This window comes from Pseudomonas sp. KBN12P06040 (genome assembly GCF_037574965.1).
In the GTDB taxonomy this organism is placed as follows: Bacteria; Pseudomonadota; Gammaproteobacteria; order Pseudomonadales; family Pseudomonadaceae; genus Pseudomonas; species Pseudomonas aeruginosa.
In genome coordinates, this window is sequence record NZ_JBBELS010000001.1 from 3,411,784 (window position 1) to 3,425,829 (window position 14,046).

The following is a 14,046-nucleotide window of genomic DNA, read 5'->3' on the forward strand; positions in this document are numbered from 1 at the left end:
AGTGTGGCGATCGAGTGGTTTGCATCCTACCGGCAAGGCCAATTGACGATTAGTCGGTAGAAACATGACTATTCGTCCCACACATAGGACAATCTGTTTTTCCCCCAGCGGAGCGCCTGCATGCCCCACGACCTCAACGACCTCTACTACTTCGCCAAGGTGGTGGAATGCGGCGGCTTCGCCGCGGCCGGACGCGAGACGGGGATTCCCAAGTCGCGCCTGTCGCGGCGCATCGCCGAACTGGAGGAGCGCCTCCAGGTGCGCCTGCTGCACCGCACGACGCGCAAGCTGGCGCTCACGGAGGTCGGCGAACGCTACCTGCAGCACTGTCGCAACCTGCTGCTGGAGGCGGAGATGGCCGACCAGGTGATCGCCGAGCTGAGCGCCGAGCCGCGTGGCCGGCTGCGCCTTTCCGCACCGGTGGCCATGGCCTCGAGCAACCTGGCCGACCTGTTGCCGCGGTTTCTCGAACGGCATCCGCAGGTCCAGCTGGAAATCCTCCTGACCAACCGCCGGGTCGACCTGCTCAACGAGGGGGTGGACGTGGCCCTGCGCGTGCGCGAACTCGGCGACGAGGATCCCGCGCTGGTCTGCCGGCGCCTGGCCCCGGCGACCACGCAGATCCTCGCGGCCCCGTCGCTGATCGCCGGGCGTCGCCTGGAACATCCGGTAGACCTCGAGGACCTGCCCTTCCTCGGCGCCATCCACAACGACCGCAAGGTCCACGCGACCCTGATCGGGCCGGACGGCAGCCGCTACCAGTTGGAACGCGAACCGCGCCTGGGCGTCGACGACTTCATCCTGCGCAAGAAAGCCGCCGTGGCCGGCCTCGGCGTCACCCTGCTGCCCGAAGGCTACTGCGACAGGGAACTGGCCGATGGCAGCCTGGTGCGCATCCTGCCGCAGTGGACCTTGCCGAAAAGCACCATGCAGGCCGCCTACCTGCCGCGCAGCAGCCAGATTCCGGCGATCCGTGCTTTGATCGACTTTCTCGTGGAAGCCCTGCAACGCCCCTCGGGCGAGACCGGCCCGGCCTACCGCCGCGCCCGCGAGTGAGCCGCGCCGTTCAGCCGATCCACTGCAACAGCGCGGCGGACAGGCGCCCGCCGAGCAGGCTGTCGAGCCAGAACAGCTGGTGCAGCAGGACGATGCCCCAGAACACCAGTTGGAACGAGAGCTTGCGGGTCTTGTGGCGGAACGCCTGCTGCGCGACCAGCGCGCCAGGCCAGCCGCCAAGCAGCTCGAACAGGTGCAGGCGGACCTCCGGGGTACGCCAGTCGCCACGTGCGGCGCTGCGCTTGTCCTGCCAGTAGAGGGCGAATGCGAGCAGGCTGGCCAGCGGATAGGCCAGCAGCGGCCAGAGGGCCTGTCCGTCCAGGTACATCCGCCAGGCGCCGGCGGCCGGCAGCACGCAGAGGATCAGCAGGACCAGCAGCTTCGCCAACGGGCGCTGCAACGCGCTCGGCGGAGTCGGCGCCGGCCGCGCCTGGGCCCGCGTCACCGGCGCCTGGGCGCCACGGCGGACAGTCGGCGGATCGAGGGTCAGCGCGTCCAGCCGCGCCCTCTCGGCGCGCAGGCGGCCCTGGGCGTCCTGGCTGGCGAGGAACCACACCTGGTCGCCCTGGCGGGGACGGCGGTCGCCGCGGAACGCGGAGATATGCAGGAAGACTTCTTCCCCGCCGGTCTTCGGCAGGATGAAGCCGAAGCCCTTGTCGTCGTACCAGCGGCTGATCATGCCCGGCTTTTCCATATCCACTCGCTCGCTACCCGTTTCGCGCTGCATTCTAGCCACCCGCGGCGGCCAGGCGAAAAAAAGCGCGGCTCGCGCCGCGCCTTTTGCCTGGTTCCCGGGCCTCACATTTCGCCGGCGGTGCTCCAGTCGATCAGGTGGAATTGCCAGGTCGCCAGGATCAGCAGGCCGAAGGCGATCCGATACCAGGCGAAAGCCGCGTAGCTGTGGTTGCCGATGAACTTCAGCAAGGCACGCACCGCCACCATGGCGAAGACGAACGAGGTGACGAAGCCGACGGCGAACACCGGCAGGTCTTCGGGGCGGAACAGGTCGCGGTACTTGTAGCCGGAATAGACCGCGGCGCCGACCATGGTCGGCATCGCCAGGAAGAACGAGAACTCGGTGGCCGCCTTGCGCGAAAGGCCGAACAGCAGGCCGCCGATGATGGTCGCGCCGGACCGCGAGGTGCCGGGGACCATCGCCAGGCACTGGGCACAGCCGATCTTCAGGGCGTCCTTCCAGGTCATGTCGTCGACGTGTTCGGCGTGGATCACATGCTTCCGGCGCTCGGCCCAGAGCATGACCACCCCGCCCACCACCAGCGCCAGGGCGACGGTGATCGGATTGAACAGCCACTCGTGGATCAGGTCGGCGAACAGGACGCCGAGGACTACCGCCGGGAAGAACGCGATCAGCAGGTTGGCGGTGAAACGCTGGGCCTGGCGCTGGCTCGGCAGGTCACGGACGACTTGAAAGATCTTTCCACGAAACTCCCAGACGACAGCGAGGATCGCCGCCAGCTGGATGATGATGTTGAACGCCTTGGCGCGTTCGCCGCCGAAGCCGATGAGGTCGGCGACGATGATCTGGTGCCCGGTGCTGGAAATCGGCAGGAACTCGGTCAGCCCTTCCACGACGCCCAGGATGAACGCCTGGAAAGCAGTCCACCACTCCATGTTTCTCCCCCTTCTACTACTGTCCCGAACGAGCTTTCGTTGTTCTCGGCGATACACTTGCCGTCTTTTATGAAGGCCTTACGACTCCGAAGAACCCAACCAGTTCCCCCACTGCCGAAGTCGAAACCGGCGGGCATGCTACCAGAGCGGCCGGCAAAGAATCTTGGAATTGTTGCCGGCCGGCGTCCGAACGAATCCGTCCGCGCCCCCCTTTTTCCCAGGCCTTCGCGAAGCGCCGGATACATTCGCTACAATGCGTCCTCGTCGCATGAGGGCCTTCCGTGTCACCCCTTGAACTCTTCGCCGCTTCGCTCGGCGCCATCGCCGTCTACCTGACCGTCCGCCAGAATCCCTGGTGCTGGCCCATCGGACTGGTGATGGTGGCGCTCTACGCCTGGATATTCTTCGAGGTGAAGCTTTATTCGGACATGCTCCTGCAAATGGTCTACGCGGCGCTACAGCTCTATGGCTGGTGGCAGTGGACCCGCGGCGGGCAGGACCACGACGGCCGCTCGGTGAGCCGCCTGAACGCCGCGCAGCGCCTCTACGGGCTCGGTGCGGGCCTGGTCGGCAGCGTCGCGCTCGGTTACCTGATGGCCAACCACACCGATGCCGCCAGTCCCTGGTGGGACGCCGGATTGACCGCCTTCAGCCTGGTGGCGCAATGCTGGATGGCGCAGAAGCGCCTGGAATGCTGGGCCCTGTGGATCGCCGTGGACGTGCTGTTCGTGGCGCTCTTCGCCAGCAAGGCGCTGTACCTGACCGCCGCCCTCTACGCCCTCTTCACCCTGCTGGCGATCCACGGCTGGCGGACCTGGCGCCGCGACCCGGCATTACGCGAGGGCGTCGTCGCATGAAGGTGCTGGTACTCACCGGGCCCGAATCCAGCGGCAAGAGCTGGCTTGCGGAGCAGCTCCAGGCCCGCTTCGGCGGCCGGGTGGTCGGCGAGTACGTCCGCCACTTCATCGACGAACAGCGCCGCGACACCTGCTACGCCGACATCCCCGCCATCGCCCGCGGGCAACTGGCCTGGGAAGATGCCGCCCGCGCGGAGCGGCCGGCGCTGCTGATCCTCGATACCCACCTGCTGAGCAACATCCTCTGGAGCCGGATTCTCTTCGGCGCCTGCCCGGACTGGCTCGAACCCGCCCTGCTGCGGCGGCGCTACGACCTGCACCTGCTGCTCTCGCCGGAAGGCGTGGCGTGGAGCGCCGACGGCCAGCGCTGCCAGCCGGAACTGGCGCAGCGCCAGGCCTTCCACCGCGAATGCCAAGCCTGGCTGGAGCGGCATCGGCAACCCTACCGCGCCATCGCCGGCGACTGGGCCGAGCGCCGGCGCCAGGCTTTCGCCGCAGTGCAAGGGCTGCTCCAGGACGGCTGAAGGGCCGGCCCTGTCACGCCGCCGATACACCGCCAGCGCGGTCCGGGCCTTGGCGCAGAGCGTTTCGCGACGGCACCGCGGAAAGCTGTCTCGGCGCTGAAACAGCTCCAGGCGCGTCCCCGGCAGGCTTCGCCCCCTGGTTGGCGGGCCTGCTGTTGCACGGATGCAACACTGTCCGCCAGGTTCCCCCGGCACTCACGGCCAAGTCCTTGATGGACAAGGAAAGCGCAAAACCGGCACGCCCCATGCTCACTCCCTGCCAACGCTGATTAGGGCTCAGCGCCAACGAAGGAAGCGCCATCATGTCGGGGAGTTCGCTACGCATCGTCGTTCCAGCGCTGCTGGTCATCGTCGGCTCCGTGCCGGCGAACCTCCCGCCCGCGCATGCGGCGGACGGCACGATCGTCGTCCAGCGCCAGGTCCAGCCACGGGTCGCCTACCGTCCGAGCATGGTGCCCGACCCACATCCCACCGTCGTCGACACCAACGTCTCCGCCGAGGTCAACGCCCTCGCCAACGGGGCGGCCAGCGGCAATACCGTGAGCCGCGAACTGGGCGATGCCGACTTCGCCATCGTGACCAGCGGTTCCGGGATTCGCAGCATGATTCTCCCCGGCGGCGCCCTGCCGGGTTTCGCCAACCAGCCGGCGAACCCGGCGACGGTCCAGGCCGTCGGCAACCTCGGCACCACCCACGGCGCGGGAGGCGGCGCCGGCGCCGGCCTCGCCGGGCAGATCAACGGCAGCCTCAAGCAGGGCCTGGCGCCGCTGCAGATGCTCGGGGGTGGTCAATGAAGCGCCTGTCCGCCCTCCTCCTCGCCTTCGCCTGTATCGCGTCGCTCCAGGCCGACCCGCTGGCCTCACGCAATCGCGCCAGCATCGATGCCAGCGGCACCTACCGCGGCAACTTCGCCCTCAACCAGGCCGCCGGCGACGCCCAGCAACAGAGCAACGTTCGTGTCGTCGCGGTCGGCTCCGCGGCCCTCGTCGGCAGCGACCAGCGCCAGCATCTGCAACTCGACGCCAGCCAGCCGATCGCGGCCAGCGCCAGCATCTCGGGGGCGGCGCTACGCGGCAGCGGCATCCTCGGCGTCAACCAGGGCGCCGGCCTCGGCAACCAACAGATCAACGCCTTCCGGCTGAACGTCAGCAACGGCCCGGAAAGCCTGGATGACAGCGTCCTCGCGCAAAGCGTGGCGCTGACCAAAGTCTCCGGTTCGGCCACTCCGGTCCCGGGAGGACGCAGCGTCTCGACGGACGATCGCGCCTTCGCCGGGAGCAGCGGCGTGGTGCAGGTGAACCAGAGCGCTGGGGTGGGCAATCAGTCGATGAACACCCTCAGTGTCAGGGTCATGGAATGACTCTGCCAAGCCAACACAAGCCCAACACTAAGCACAGAAATGCAAGGAGAAACGCCATGAAAGCGACTATGGTCCTGACCCCGCTGGCCCTGGCAATGGCTGCAGTGCTGTCGGTATCGGCCTACGCCGGAAACGAAGGTGGCTGGCACCCGCCGAAACCCAACCCGCAGTCGAACAACAAGGGCGGAGCCACGGCCCTGGTGGTGGATACGCAGCAGAACTACAGCAACAAGGTCAGCAACTTCGGCACGGTGAACAATGCCTCGGTGAGCGGCTCGATCAAGGATGCCTCGGGCAACGTCGGGGTCAACGTCGCCGCCGGCGACAACAACCAGCAGGCCAACGCCGCCGCGCTGGCCAGCGCCGACGCCAGCTTCGTGTTCGGCACCGCGACCGCCAGCACCAGCGTGCTGCAGAGCGGCTACGGCAATACGCTGAACAACTACTCCAACCCCAACACCGCATCGCTGAGCAACTCGGCCAACAACGTCTCGGGCAACCTGGGCGTGAACGTCGCCGCCGGCAACTTCAACCAGCAGAAGAACGACCTGGCCGCCGCCGTCTCCAACGGCCAGTACAGCACTGCCGGTAGCGCCGCGTCGCAGACCTCCACCGGCAACACCACCGTCAACAGCGCCAACTACGCCTATGGCGGCACCTACGTGTCGCTGAAGCTGAACGCCGACGGCAGCTACAAGGGCACCTCCGACCAGATCGGCAACGTCTACCTCGACACCTGGGAAGGCCAGACCCATCCGGGCGGCAGCAATACCGGCCACATCGACGTGGACAGCCAGGCCCAGGGCGCCAAGGACCTGAACCACGACGGCGGCGCGTTCGCCTTCAAGGAAAAGGGCGACGTCGACCTGAAAGGCACGGTGTCCGGCTTCATCCCGGCGATCGTCGGCTTCAAGACCCCGGTCACCAACAACGCCAGCCTGAGCAACTCGTTGCAGAACGTCTCGGGCAACGTCGGGGTGAACATCGCCGCCGGTGGCGGCAACCAGCAGAGCAACTCCCTGTCCATCGCCGCCGGTTGCAGCAGCTGCCCGGCCGGTGGCGAGAGCCTTGGCTTCTGATCCTGGCCCAGGGGTTCCGGCGCCAGCCGGAACCCTTTTCCATCCGACACAGGAACCGGCCATGCGCACGCTCATCCTTTCCCTGCTGCTGCTCGTCGACCTCACCGTCCAGGCGGCGACCCTCGGCTTTCCCGCCCTGCCCGGCGGCGGCCTGGTCTACAAGCAGGTGCAGAGCATCCGCGAGCGGCGCTTCGCCGACCTGGTCGAGCAGAAGACCGATTTCAGCTGCGGCGCCGCGGCCCTCGCGACCATCCTGGAGAAGGCCTACGGCGCCCCGCTCGACGAGCAGGCGGTGATCCAGGGCATGCTCGCCCACGCCGACCCGGAGATCGTCCGCACCCAGGGCTTCTCCATGCTCGACATGAAGCGCTACGTCGAATCCATGGGCATGCGCGCGCGCGGCTACCGGATCGAGGCGGCGCAACTGGAACAACTGAAGATCCCCGCCATCGTGCTGATGGAAATCCGCGGCTACAAGCACTTCGTCGTCCTGCAACGCACCCAGGGCGAGTACGTGTACGTGGGTGACCCGGCGCTGGGGCACAAACGCTACGCGCTGACAGAGTTCGCCAAGGGCTGGAACGGCATCGTCTTCGCCGTGATCGGCCAGGGATACGACCGCGGCAATCCGCTGCTGACGCCGCCCGAACCGCTGACCGCGCGCAATCGCCTGGACCGCTTCAAACCGGTCAGGGACGCCGAACTGATGGAGTTCGGCTTCATCCAGAGCGATTTCTTCTGATCGCAGGAGCCGGATGCTCCGGGAGCACGCCATGTACCCGCACCACTGCTTCGTCCTCGCCTGCTGCCTGGGCGCTGCGCTGCCCGCCCCCGCCAGCGACCTCTTCGCCCCCGCCGAACTGAGCGACCAGGAGCTTTCCCAGTTGCGCGGGCGCTACGTGCTGCCGGGGCGGATCGTCAGCTTCGGGGTGACCATGAGCAGCACCTGGCAGAACGCCAGCGGCCAGGTCCTCGGCGCACGCGTCGACCTGCAGGTGCGGCAGAACCTGGCGCGCCCGGTCCTCAACGTCACCCTGGTCGATCGGCCAGGCGACGCCCCGCCACCCGTCGCCGGCAACGGCCAGGTCCTCGGCGGCGCCGGACTGGCGCAGACCCAGGGGGTCAGTCAGAGCATCCGCACCGCCGGCGACCACAACAGCGCCAGCAATGGCGTCAGCATCGAGGTCCGCCACGGCGAGGCGCCGCCGCCACTGCCGGGCGGCACGCCGCTGGAAGGTGCGCTCGCCCTCAGCGGCGAGGCCGGCACGGTGAAGGTCACGCCGAACGGCGGCGCCCTGCAACTGGCGATCCAGGCCAGCGGCCAGGGCGCCAGCCTGCAAAGCCTCGGCGCCGGCGGCCTGGTGCAGAGCGTGGCGCTCAGCGGAAACCGCAACCTGGTGCAGAACCTGGCGGCGCTCGAGGTGATGCTCAAGGATCGGCCGGGCGCCGATCCGGCACTGAATTGCACCTGGGAGCAATTGCGCGCGCTGCGCCCCAGCGGCTACTGAAAGTTGATCTAGTCTGAAATCACTGTGCTATCGGAAGGCCATAAAAACGGAACGGCAAACATGACCCAGACACTCTCGCTGCGAGCTGTCCTCTGCGCCACCACCCTGGTTTCCCCGTTCCTGGCGCAGGCCGCGACGGAGTCCGAGGTCGAGGCGCTGAAGAAGGAACTCCTGGAGCTGCGCCAACGCTACGAGGCCCAGCAGAACGCCCTGATGGTCCTCGAACAGCGCGTGCGCCAGGTCGAGGCGCAACCCCAGGCGCCGCAGCCGCAACGCCTGGTCAAGTCGATCCAGCCGCCGGCGCAGGCGCGCAACGACGCCAACGCGGTCGCCGGCACCTACGGCGCCAGCCTCAAGGACGATGGCGCGCCCGCGCCCAGCGTGGAAAACATCTACCAGGACGCCAGCGGCTTCTTCGGCGGCGGCACCTTCAGCCTGGAGACCGGCCTCACCTACAGCCACTACGACACCCGCCAGTTGTTCCTCAACGGCTTCCTGGCGCTGGACTCGATCTTCCTCGGCAACATCGGCGTGGACCAGATCGATGCCGACATCTGGACCCTCGACCTGACCGGCCGCTACAACTGGAACCAGCGCTGGCAGGTGGATATCAACGCCCCGGTGGTCTATCGCGAATCGACCTACCAGTCCGCCGGCGCCGGCGGCTCGACCTCGCAGATCACCGAGAAATCGGTGACCGGCGACCCACGCCTGGGCGACGTCAGCTTCGGCGTCGCCTACAAGTTCCTCGACGAAAGCGAGAGCACCCCGGACGCGGTGGTCAGCCTGCGGGTCAAGGCGCCCACCGGCAAGGATCCCTACGGCATCAAGCTGAAGCAGGTACCGGGCAACAACAACCTCAACGTGCCCGACGACCTGCCCACCGGCAACGGCGTCTGGTCGATCACCCCGGGCATCTCGCTGGTGAAGACGGTGGACCCGGCGGTGCTGTTCGGCAGCCTGTCGTATACCTACAACTTCGAAGAGTCGTTCGACGACATCAACCCGCAGCAAGGCGTGAAGACCGGCGGCAAGGTCAAGCTCGGCAACTGGTTCCAGCTCGGCGTCGGCGTGGCCTTCGCGCTGAACGAGAAGATGAGCATGTCGTTCTCCTTCTCCGAACTGATCAGCCAGAAGAGCAAGGTCAAGCAGGACGGCCAGAGCTGGCAGACCGTCAGCGGCAGCGACGCCAACGCCGGCTACTTCGGCCTGGGCATGACCTATGCGGTGAGCAACAGGTTCAGCATCGTGCCCAGCCTGTCCATCGGCATCACTCCGGACGCGCCGGACTTCACCTTCGGCGTGAAATTCCCCTACTACTTCTGAGGGGCCACCGTTCGAGCCTGGGCATGCCTTACCCCTCGAAGGGATGCGTGAGCCTGGGAGCGGTCCTCGCCTAGCTGCGCAGGGCGGATAACGCCGCAGGCGTTATCCGCCGGTAGCAACGGCACCGTCCCTCTCAAGCCTCGCCAGCGAGCGCCCGCTCGACTTCCTCGCGCGAGGGGATCGAGGTCTGCGCGCCGAGGCGGGTCACCGAGATCGCCGCGGCGGCCTGGCCGAAGCGGATCGCCGCCGCCTCGTCGAGGCCGCGCGCAAGGGCCGCGGCGAAGCCACCGACGAAGGTGTCGCCGGCCGCCGTGGTATCCAGCGCCTTGACCCGCGCCACCGGGAAATGCTCGACCCGCCCCTCGCCCACCAGCAGGGCGCCCTGGGCGCCGAGGGTGACGATCACCCTGCCGGCGCCCATTTCGCGCAGGCGCTCGGCGGCACGTCCGGCGCTCTCCAGGGAGTCCACCGGCAGGCGGCAGAGCAGTTCGCTTTCGGTCTCGTTGGGGACCAGGTAGTCCACCAGCGGCAGCCAGTCCGCCGGCACGTCGCGGGTGGCCGGCGCCGGGTTGAGGATCACCGTCTTGCCCAGCGCATGGGCCCGGCGCAGCACATGGCCAATCGTCTCCAGCGGGCTTTCCAACTGGCAGACCACCACCTGCGCCTGCTCCAGCAAGTGTTCGTGGCGCGCCAGCACGGCCGGCGACAGGTGGCCGTTGCCGCCGGCGACGATGACGATGGCGTTCTGGCTGCTGTCGTCGACCACGATCAGCGCCACCCCGCTGGACTCCCCGGCCACCCGCTCGACGCCCTGGCAGTCGATGCCCTCGGCCTGCAGCGCGCGGTACAACTGGTCGCCGTAGGCATCGTCGCCAAGGCAGCCGATCATCGCCACCCCAGCGCCGAGACGCGCCGCGGCGACCGCCTGGTTGGCGCCCTTGCCGCCGGGAATGGTGGTGAAGGACTGCCCGGCGAGGGTCTCGCCGCCCCGTGGCAGGCGCGGCGCGCGCACTACCAGGTCCATGTTCAGGCTGCCCACCACCAGTACTTTCGCTTGCATCGTTGCGTCCTTGTTCCAGCCTCTCTCTAGCGAGGGCGCCCCCGGCGCCCGGTTCAGACCCGCACCAGCGGCGGCGCGGTGGATTCGCGCAGGACCAGCGCCGGCGCCACCACCCGCCGCTGCATCGGCTCCTCGCGCTCGGCGATGCGTTGCAGCAGCAGTTGCGCGGCGATCTCGCCGAGCAGGCGGATCGACTGGCCCACGGTGGTCAAGGCGGGAAACACGAAGCGGCTCAGCTCGATATCGTCGAAGCCGATCACCGACAGTTCGTGCGGCACCCTGATATTCAGCTCGGCCGCGGCGCGCAGCACGCCGATGCCGATCATGTCGTTGCCGGCGACGATCGCCGTCGGTCGCTCGCCCTCGCCGCCCAGCAGGCCGAGCGCCGCGTGGTAGCCGCCGGGGCTGCTGAACTCGCTTTCCAGCAGCCACTGCGGACGCACCTCCAGGCCGGCCTTGGCCATCGCCCGCCGGTAGCCCTCGACCCGCAGCGTCGAGACCTTGGTCGACAGCGGCCCGCCGATGCAGGCGATGTCGCGATGGCCCAGTTCGAGCAGGTGGCGGGTCGCCAGGTAGGCGCCCATCTCATGGTCGATCTGCACCCGGTCGGCTTCCACGCCTTCCACCTCGCGGTCGACGATCACGGTCGGCGTGCGCATGTTCGCCAGCCCCTTGGCCAGCGCGCCGTCGCCGCCGGCGGACGCCAGGACCAGGCCGTCGATGCGTTTCTCCTGGAGCACGCGCAGGTAGTTGGCCTGCTTCTGCGGGTTGTCGTCGGAGTTGCAGAGGATCACGCAGTAGCCGTTGCGCTCGCAGCAATCCTCGATGCCCCGCGACAGCTCGGCGAAATACGGGTTGGTACTGTTCGGCACCAGCAAGCCGATGATCGAGGTGGTGCGCACCTTCAGCGAGCGCGCCACCGCGCTGGGCACGTAGTGCAGCTGCGCGATGGCGTCCTCGACCTTCTTGCGCACCGCGTCGCTGACCGGCCGCGTCCTGTTCACCACATGCGATACGGTGGTGAAGGAAACCCCCGCCATCGCCGCCACGTCCTTCATTGTCGCCATCGTTCAGCCCTGTCTGCGGGCGCGATGGCTGCGGTAGGTATCCAGCACCACCGCTACCACGATCACCGCCCCGGTAATGATTCGTTTGGTCGGCTCCGACGCACCGATCTGCGCCAGCCCCGCCGCCAATACGGAAATGATCAGCACGCCGAAGAAGGTGCTGACCACCGAACCTCGCCCGCCCATCAGGCTGGTGCCGCCGATCACCACCGCGGCGATGACCTGGAGTTCCAGGCCGACCCCGGCGTTGGGATCGGCCGCTTCCAGACGCGAGATCTGGAACAGCGCGGCCAACCCGGCGAGCAGCCCCATCAGGGCGAATACTGCAATCTTATAGGGTTTCGGGTTCACACCGGCCAATCGCACCGCTTCTTCGTTGGTGCCGATGCCGATCAGGTAGCGGCCGAACACCGTGCGGGTGAGCACCGCCTGGGCGGCGAACATCACCAGCAGGGCGATCACGAAGGCCGGCGAAATGCCGAACGCCAGCGGATTGGACAGCCAGGCATAGGCGTCGCCGATATAGGCCGTGCGCGAGTCGGTCATCTGGTAGGCCAGCCCACGGGCCATCTCCAGCACCCCGAGGGACACGATGAACGAGGGAATCCGCCAGGCCACCGTGATCGAACCGGTGACGCAGCCGGCCAGGGTCGCGCAGGCCATCCCGAGCATCGCCGCCGGCAGCACGCCCCAGCCCCAGCCGAGCGTCGCCAGGCTTACCGCCGAGGCCGCCAGGGCCAGCACCGAACCTACCGAGAGATCGATGCCGCCGACGATCAGGATGAAGGTCATGCCCACCGCCAGCACCACCAGGTCGGGGATCTGGTTGGCGATGGCGAGGAAGGTGCCATAGCTGAGGAAGTGGCTGCTCAGCGCCGAGAACAGCGCGATCATCGCCAGCAGCGCGCCGGCCAGGCCGAGGTAGGTGCCCAGGCCGAAATAGTTGCCGCGTCGCAGGGTTGGCGCTGCGGCGGCGGTAGCGGAAGACGTCGGGTCGCTCATTTCTGGTTCCTTGCGTTGCGTGTTCACGACGTCGCCAGCAGCGCGTCGCGTTTCTTGTAACCGGCGAAGGCCGCCGCCAGCAGCGCGTCCTGGGTCCAGGCATCGCGCTCGAAGGTGTCCACCATACGTCCCGCCGAGAGCACGCCGATGCGATCGCAGATCAGCATCAGCTCGCGCAGGTCGCTGGACACCACCACCAGCGCCTTGCCCCGGCGGGTCAGTTCGGCGAGCAAGGCATAGATGTCGAACTTGGCGCCGACGTCGATGCCACGGGTCGGCTCGTCGAACAGCAGCACCTGGCAGTCGCGTTCCAGCCAGCGGCCGATCACTACCTTCTGCTGGTTGCCGCCGGACAGTTCGCCCACCGCCTGCGCGGTGTCCGCGCAGCGCACCCGCAGCGCCTCCACCTGGCGCCGCGCCAGGGCCTCCTCGCGGCGCCGGTCGATCACCCCGTGGCGCGCCAGCGCCGGCAGGTTGCCCAGGGCCAGGTTGGCGCTGATCGACTGGTCCAGCAGCAGGCCCTCGCCCTTGCGGTCCTCGGTGATCAGCGCCACCCCCTGGCGCACCGAGTCGGCCGGCGAACGCAGGCCCAGGCGCTGCGGCGGATCGCCAAGCAGGACCTGCCCCCCGTCGGCACGGTCGGCGCCGTAGATCAGGCGCAACAATTCGGTGCGCCCGGAGCCGATCAGTCCGGAAATGCCGAAGATCTCCCCCGCGCGCACCTCGAACGACACCTCATGCACCTTGCCGCGCCGGCTCAGCCGCTCCACCCGCAGCAGCGGCGCACCGGTCTGCCGTGGGCCCAGGTCGAAGCGCTCACCCAGGTCGCGGCCGACCATCAGGGTCACCAGTTGGTCGGCGTCGTAGCGCTCGATCGGCTCGACGCAGACCAGGCGGCCATCGCGCAACACCGCGATGCGCTGCGAAATCCGCGCCAGCTCTTCCAGGCGATGGGAGATGTAGACGATCGCCACGCCGCGTTCGCGCAGCCGCTCGACCTGCTCGAAGAGCATGTCCACCTCGCGCGCGGTAAGCATCGCCGTGGGTTCGTCGAGGATCAGCAAGCGGCAGTCGCCGATCAGGTTGCGGGCGATCTCGACCATCTGCTGGTGGCCGATACCGAGGTCGCCGACCAGCGTGTCGGGATCGATCGCCTCCAGGCCGACCTGGGCCATCGCCTCGCGGGCCGCCGCGCGCAGGCGCCGACGGTCGATCCAGCCGGCGCGCCGGGGCAGGTCGTGGAGGAACAGGTTCTCCGCCACCGACAGGGTCGGCAGCAGGTTCAGTTCCTGCATCACCATGCGCACGCCCAGCGCCTCGGCCTCGCGGCGGCTAGCGGGGGCGTAAGGCCGGCCGAGGAGCTCCAGGCTGCCGGCGCCGGGACGTTCCAGGCCGCCGACGATCTTCGACTGGGTGCTCTTGCCGGCGCCGTTCTCGCCGGTCAGGGCCAGCACCTCGCCGCCGAACAGTTGCAGGTCGATCTCCGCCAGCACCGGCTGCGCGTAGGTCTTGCCGACCCCGCGGATGCTCAGCAGCGGCAATGCGTCGCTAGACATGGGAAGGCTCCATCGGACG

Annotated in this window: 15 protein-coding genes; 9 read left to right on the forward strand and 6 right to left on the reverse strand. The window is 68.1% G+C overall.

Annotation, left to right across the window (positions count from 1 at the left end; all coding sequences use genetic code 11):
* Positions 1–120 precede the first annotated feature (120 nt).
* A complete protein-coding gene (locus tag VQ067_RS16050; RefSeq protein ID WP_031686693.1) occupies positions 121–1,056 on the forward strand; it encodes a LysR substrate-binding domain-containing protein in 936 nt (311 codons plus the stop codon).
* Between the two features lie 10 nt (positions 1,057–1,066).
* Here the strand turns inward: VQ067_RS16050 and VQ067_RS16055 are convergent, their stop codons facing one another.
* A complete protein-coding gene (locus tag VQ067_RS16055) occupies positions 1,067–1,783 on the reverse strand; it encodes a DUF1294 domain-containing protein (RefSeq protein WP_003132686.1) in 717 nt (238 codons plus the stop codon).
* A gap of 71 nt (positions 1,784–1,854) precedes the next feature.
* Positions 1,855–2,688, reverse strand: coding sequence for an undecaprenyl-diphosphate phosphatase (locus VQ067_RS16060; protein WP_003088326.1), 834 nt, complete (start codon positions 2,686–2,688; stop codon positions 1,855–1,857).
* Between the two features lie 281 nt (positions 2,689–2,969).
* Between VQ067_RS16060 and pnuC the strand changes: the two genes are divergently transcribed.
* From pnuC to VQ067_RS16100, 8 genes are all read left to right on the forward strand, one after another.
* Positions 2,970–3,545 carry a nicotinamide riboside transporter PnuC gene (gene pnuC / locus VQ067_RS16065; protein ID WP_015503052.1) on the forward strand — a complete coding sequence of 192 codons (576 nt, stop codon included), beginning with the start codon at positions 2,970–2,972 and terminating at the stop codon, positions 3,543–3,545.
* The gene (locus VQ067_RS16070) at positions 3,542–4,069 is read left to right on the forward strand and encodes an AAA family ATPase (RefSeq protein WP_023091899.1); all 528 of its coding nucleotides are present in this window, start codon (positions 3,542–3,544) and stop codon (positions 4,067–4,069) included. The genes pnuC and VQ067_RS16070 overlap by 4 nt, the downstream gene beginning before the upstream one ends.
* A 302-nt stretch (positions 4,070–4,371) precedes the next feature.
* Positions 4,372–4,863, forward strand: coding sequence for a hypothetical protein (locus VQ067_RS16075; RefSeq protein ID WP_003117397.1), 492 nt, complete (start codon positions 4,372–4,374; stop codon positions 4,861–4,863).
* Complete coding sequence (locus tag VQ067_RS16080) at positions 4,860–5,429, forward strand: hypothetical protein (RefSeq protein WP_023091901.1); 570 nt, start codon at positions 4,860–4,862, stop codon at positions 5,427–5,429. The genes VQ067_RS16075 and VQ067_RS16080 overlap by 4 nt, the downstream gene beginning before the upstream one ends.
* 56 nt (positions 5,430–5,485) lie before the next feature.
* Positions 5,486–6,508 (forward strand): hypothetical protein, encoded by a 1,023-nt coding sequence (locus VQ067_RS16085; RefSeq protein ID WP_015503053.1) that lies wholly within the window; start codon positions 5,486–5,488, stop codon positions 6,506–6,508.
* 61 nt (positions 6,509–6,569) lie between these two features.
* A complete protein-coding gene (locus VQ067_RS16090) occupies positions 6,570–7,250 on the forward strand; it encodes a C39 family peptidase (RefSeq protein ID WP_023091902.1) in 681 nt (226 codons plus the stop codon).
* 13 nt (positions 7,251–7,263) lie between these two features.
* Positions 7,264–8,016 (forward strand): hypothetical protein, encoded by a 753-nt coding sequence (locus VQ067_RS16095; protein ID WP_004363666.1) that lies wholly within the window; start codon positions 7,264–7,266, stop codon positions 8,014–8,016.
* Positions 8,017–8,076: 60 nt separating this feature from the next.
* Positions 8,077–9,342 (forward strand): transporter, encoded by a 1,266-nt coding sequence (locus tag VQ067_RS16100; RefSeq protein ID WP_003088309.1) that lies wholly within the window; start codon positions 8,077–8,079, stop codon positions 9,340–9,342.
* Positions 9,343–9,475: 133 nt separating this feature from the next.
* Here VQ067_RS16100 and rbsK read toward each other — a convergent pair whose 3' ends face one another.
* From rbsK to VQ067_RS16120, 4 genes are read right to left on the reverse strand one after another with little or no spacing between them, the layout of a single operon-like run.
* The gene (gene rbsK / locus VQ067_RS16105) at positions 9,476–10,402 is read right to left on the reverse strand and encodes a ribokinase (protein WP_003117393.1); all 927 of its coding nucleotides are present in this window, start codon (positions 10,400–10,402) and stop codon (positions 9,476–9,478) included.
* 53 nt (positions 10,403–10,455) lie between these two features.
* Positions 10,456–11,469 carry a LacI family DNA-binding transcriptional regulator gene (locus tag VQ067_RS16110; protein WP_003119158.1) on the reverse strand — a complete coding sequence of 338 codons (1,014 nt, stop codon included), beginning with the start codon at positions 11,467–11,469 and terminating at the stop codon, positions 10,456–10,458.
* 3 nt (positions 11,470–11,472) lie between these two features.
* Complete coding sequence (locus VQ067_RS16115) at positions 11,473–12,471, reverse strand: ABC transporter permease (protein WP_003088303.1); 999 nt, start codon at positions 12,469–12,471, stop codon at positions 11,473–11,475.
* 23 nt (positions 12,472–12,494) lie between these two features.
* On the reverse strand, positions 12,495–14,027 hold the full coding sequence (locus VQ067_RS16120) for a sugar ABC transporter ATP-binding protein (RefSeq protein ID WP_317951589.1): 1,533 nt from the start codon (positions 14,025–14,027) through the stop codon (positions 12,495–12,497).
* Positions 14,028–14,046 lie beyond the last annotated feature (19 nt).

Coding starts and splice junctions, on each gene's coding strand:
- VQ067_RS16095 (WP_004363666.1), top strand. CDS start 7,264: ATGCTCCGGGAGCACGCCATGTACCCGCACCACTGCTTCGTCCTCGCC.
- VQ067_RS16070 (WP_023091899.1), top strand. CDS start 3,542: ATGAAGGTGCTGGTACTCACCGGGCCCGAATCCAGCGGCAAGAGCTGG.
- VQ067_RS16060 (WP_003088326.1), bottom strand. CDS start 2,688: ATGGAGTGGTGGACTGCTTTCCAGGCGTTCATCCTGGGCGTCGTGGAA.
- VQ067_RS16055 (WP_003132686.1), bottom strand. CDS start 1,783: ATGCAGCGCGAAACGGGTAGCGAGCGAGTGGATATGGAAAAGCCGGGC.
- VQ067_RS16120 (WP_317951589.1), bottom strand. CDS start 14,027: ATGTCTAGCGACGCATTGCCGCTGCTGAGCATCCGCGGGGTCGGCAAG.
- VQ067_RS16050 (WP_031686693.1), top strand. CDS start 121: ATGCCCCACGACCTCAACGACCTCTACTACTTCGCCAAGGTGGTGGAA.
- VQ067_RS16100 (WP_003088309.1), top strand. CDS start 8,077: ATGACCCAGACACTCTCGCTGCGAGCTGTCCTCTGCGCCACCACCCTG.
- VQ067_RS16090 (WP_023091902.1), top strand. CDS start 6,570: ATGCGCACGCTCATCCTTTCCCTGCTGCTGCTCGTCGACCTCACCGTC.
- VQ067_RS16075 (WP_003117397.1), top strand. CDS start 4,372: ATGTCGGGGAGTTCGCTACGCATCGTCGTTCCAGCGCTGCTGGTCATC.
- VQ067_RS16115 (WP_003088303.1), bottom strand. CDS start 12,471: ATGAGCGACCCGACGTCTTCCGCTACCGCCGCCGCAGCGCCAACCCTG.
- VQ067_RS16080 (WP_023091901.1), top strand. CDS start 4,860: ATGAAGCGCCTGTCCGCCCTCCTCCTCGCCTTCGCCTGTATCGCGTCG.
- VQ067_RS16085 (WP_015503053.1), top strand. CDS start 5,486: ATGAAAGCGACTATGGTCCTGACCCCGCTGGCCCTGGCAATGGCTGCA.
- VQ067_RS16110 (WP_003119158.1), bottom strand. CDS start 11,469: ATGGCGACAATGAAGGACGTGGCGGCGATGGCGGGGGTTTCCTTCACC.
- rbsK (WP_003117393.1), bottom strand. CDS start 10,402: ATGCAAGCGAAAGTACTGGTGGTGGGCAGCCTGAACATGGACCTGGTA.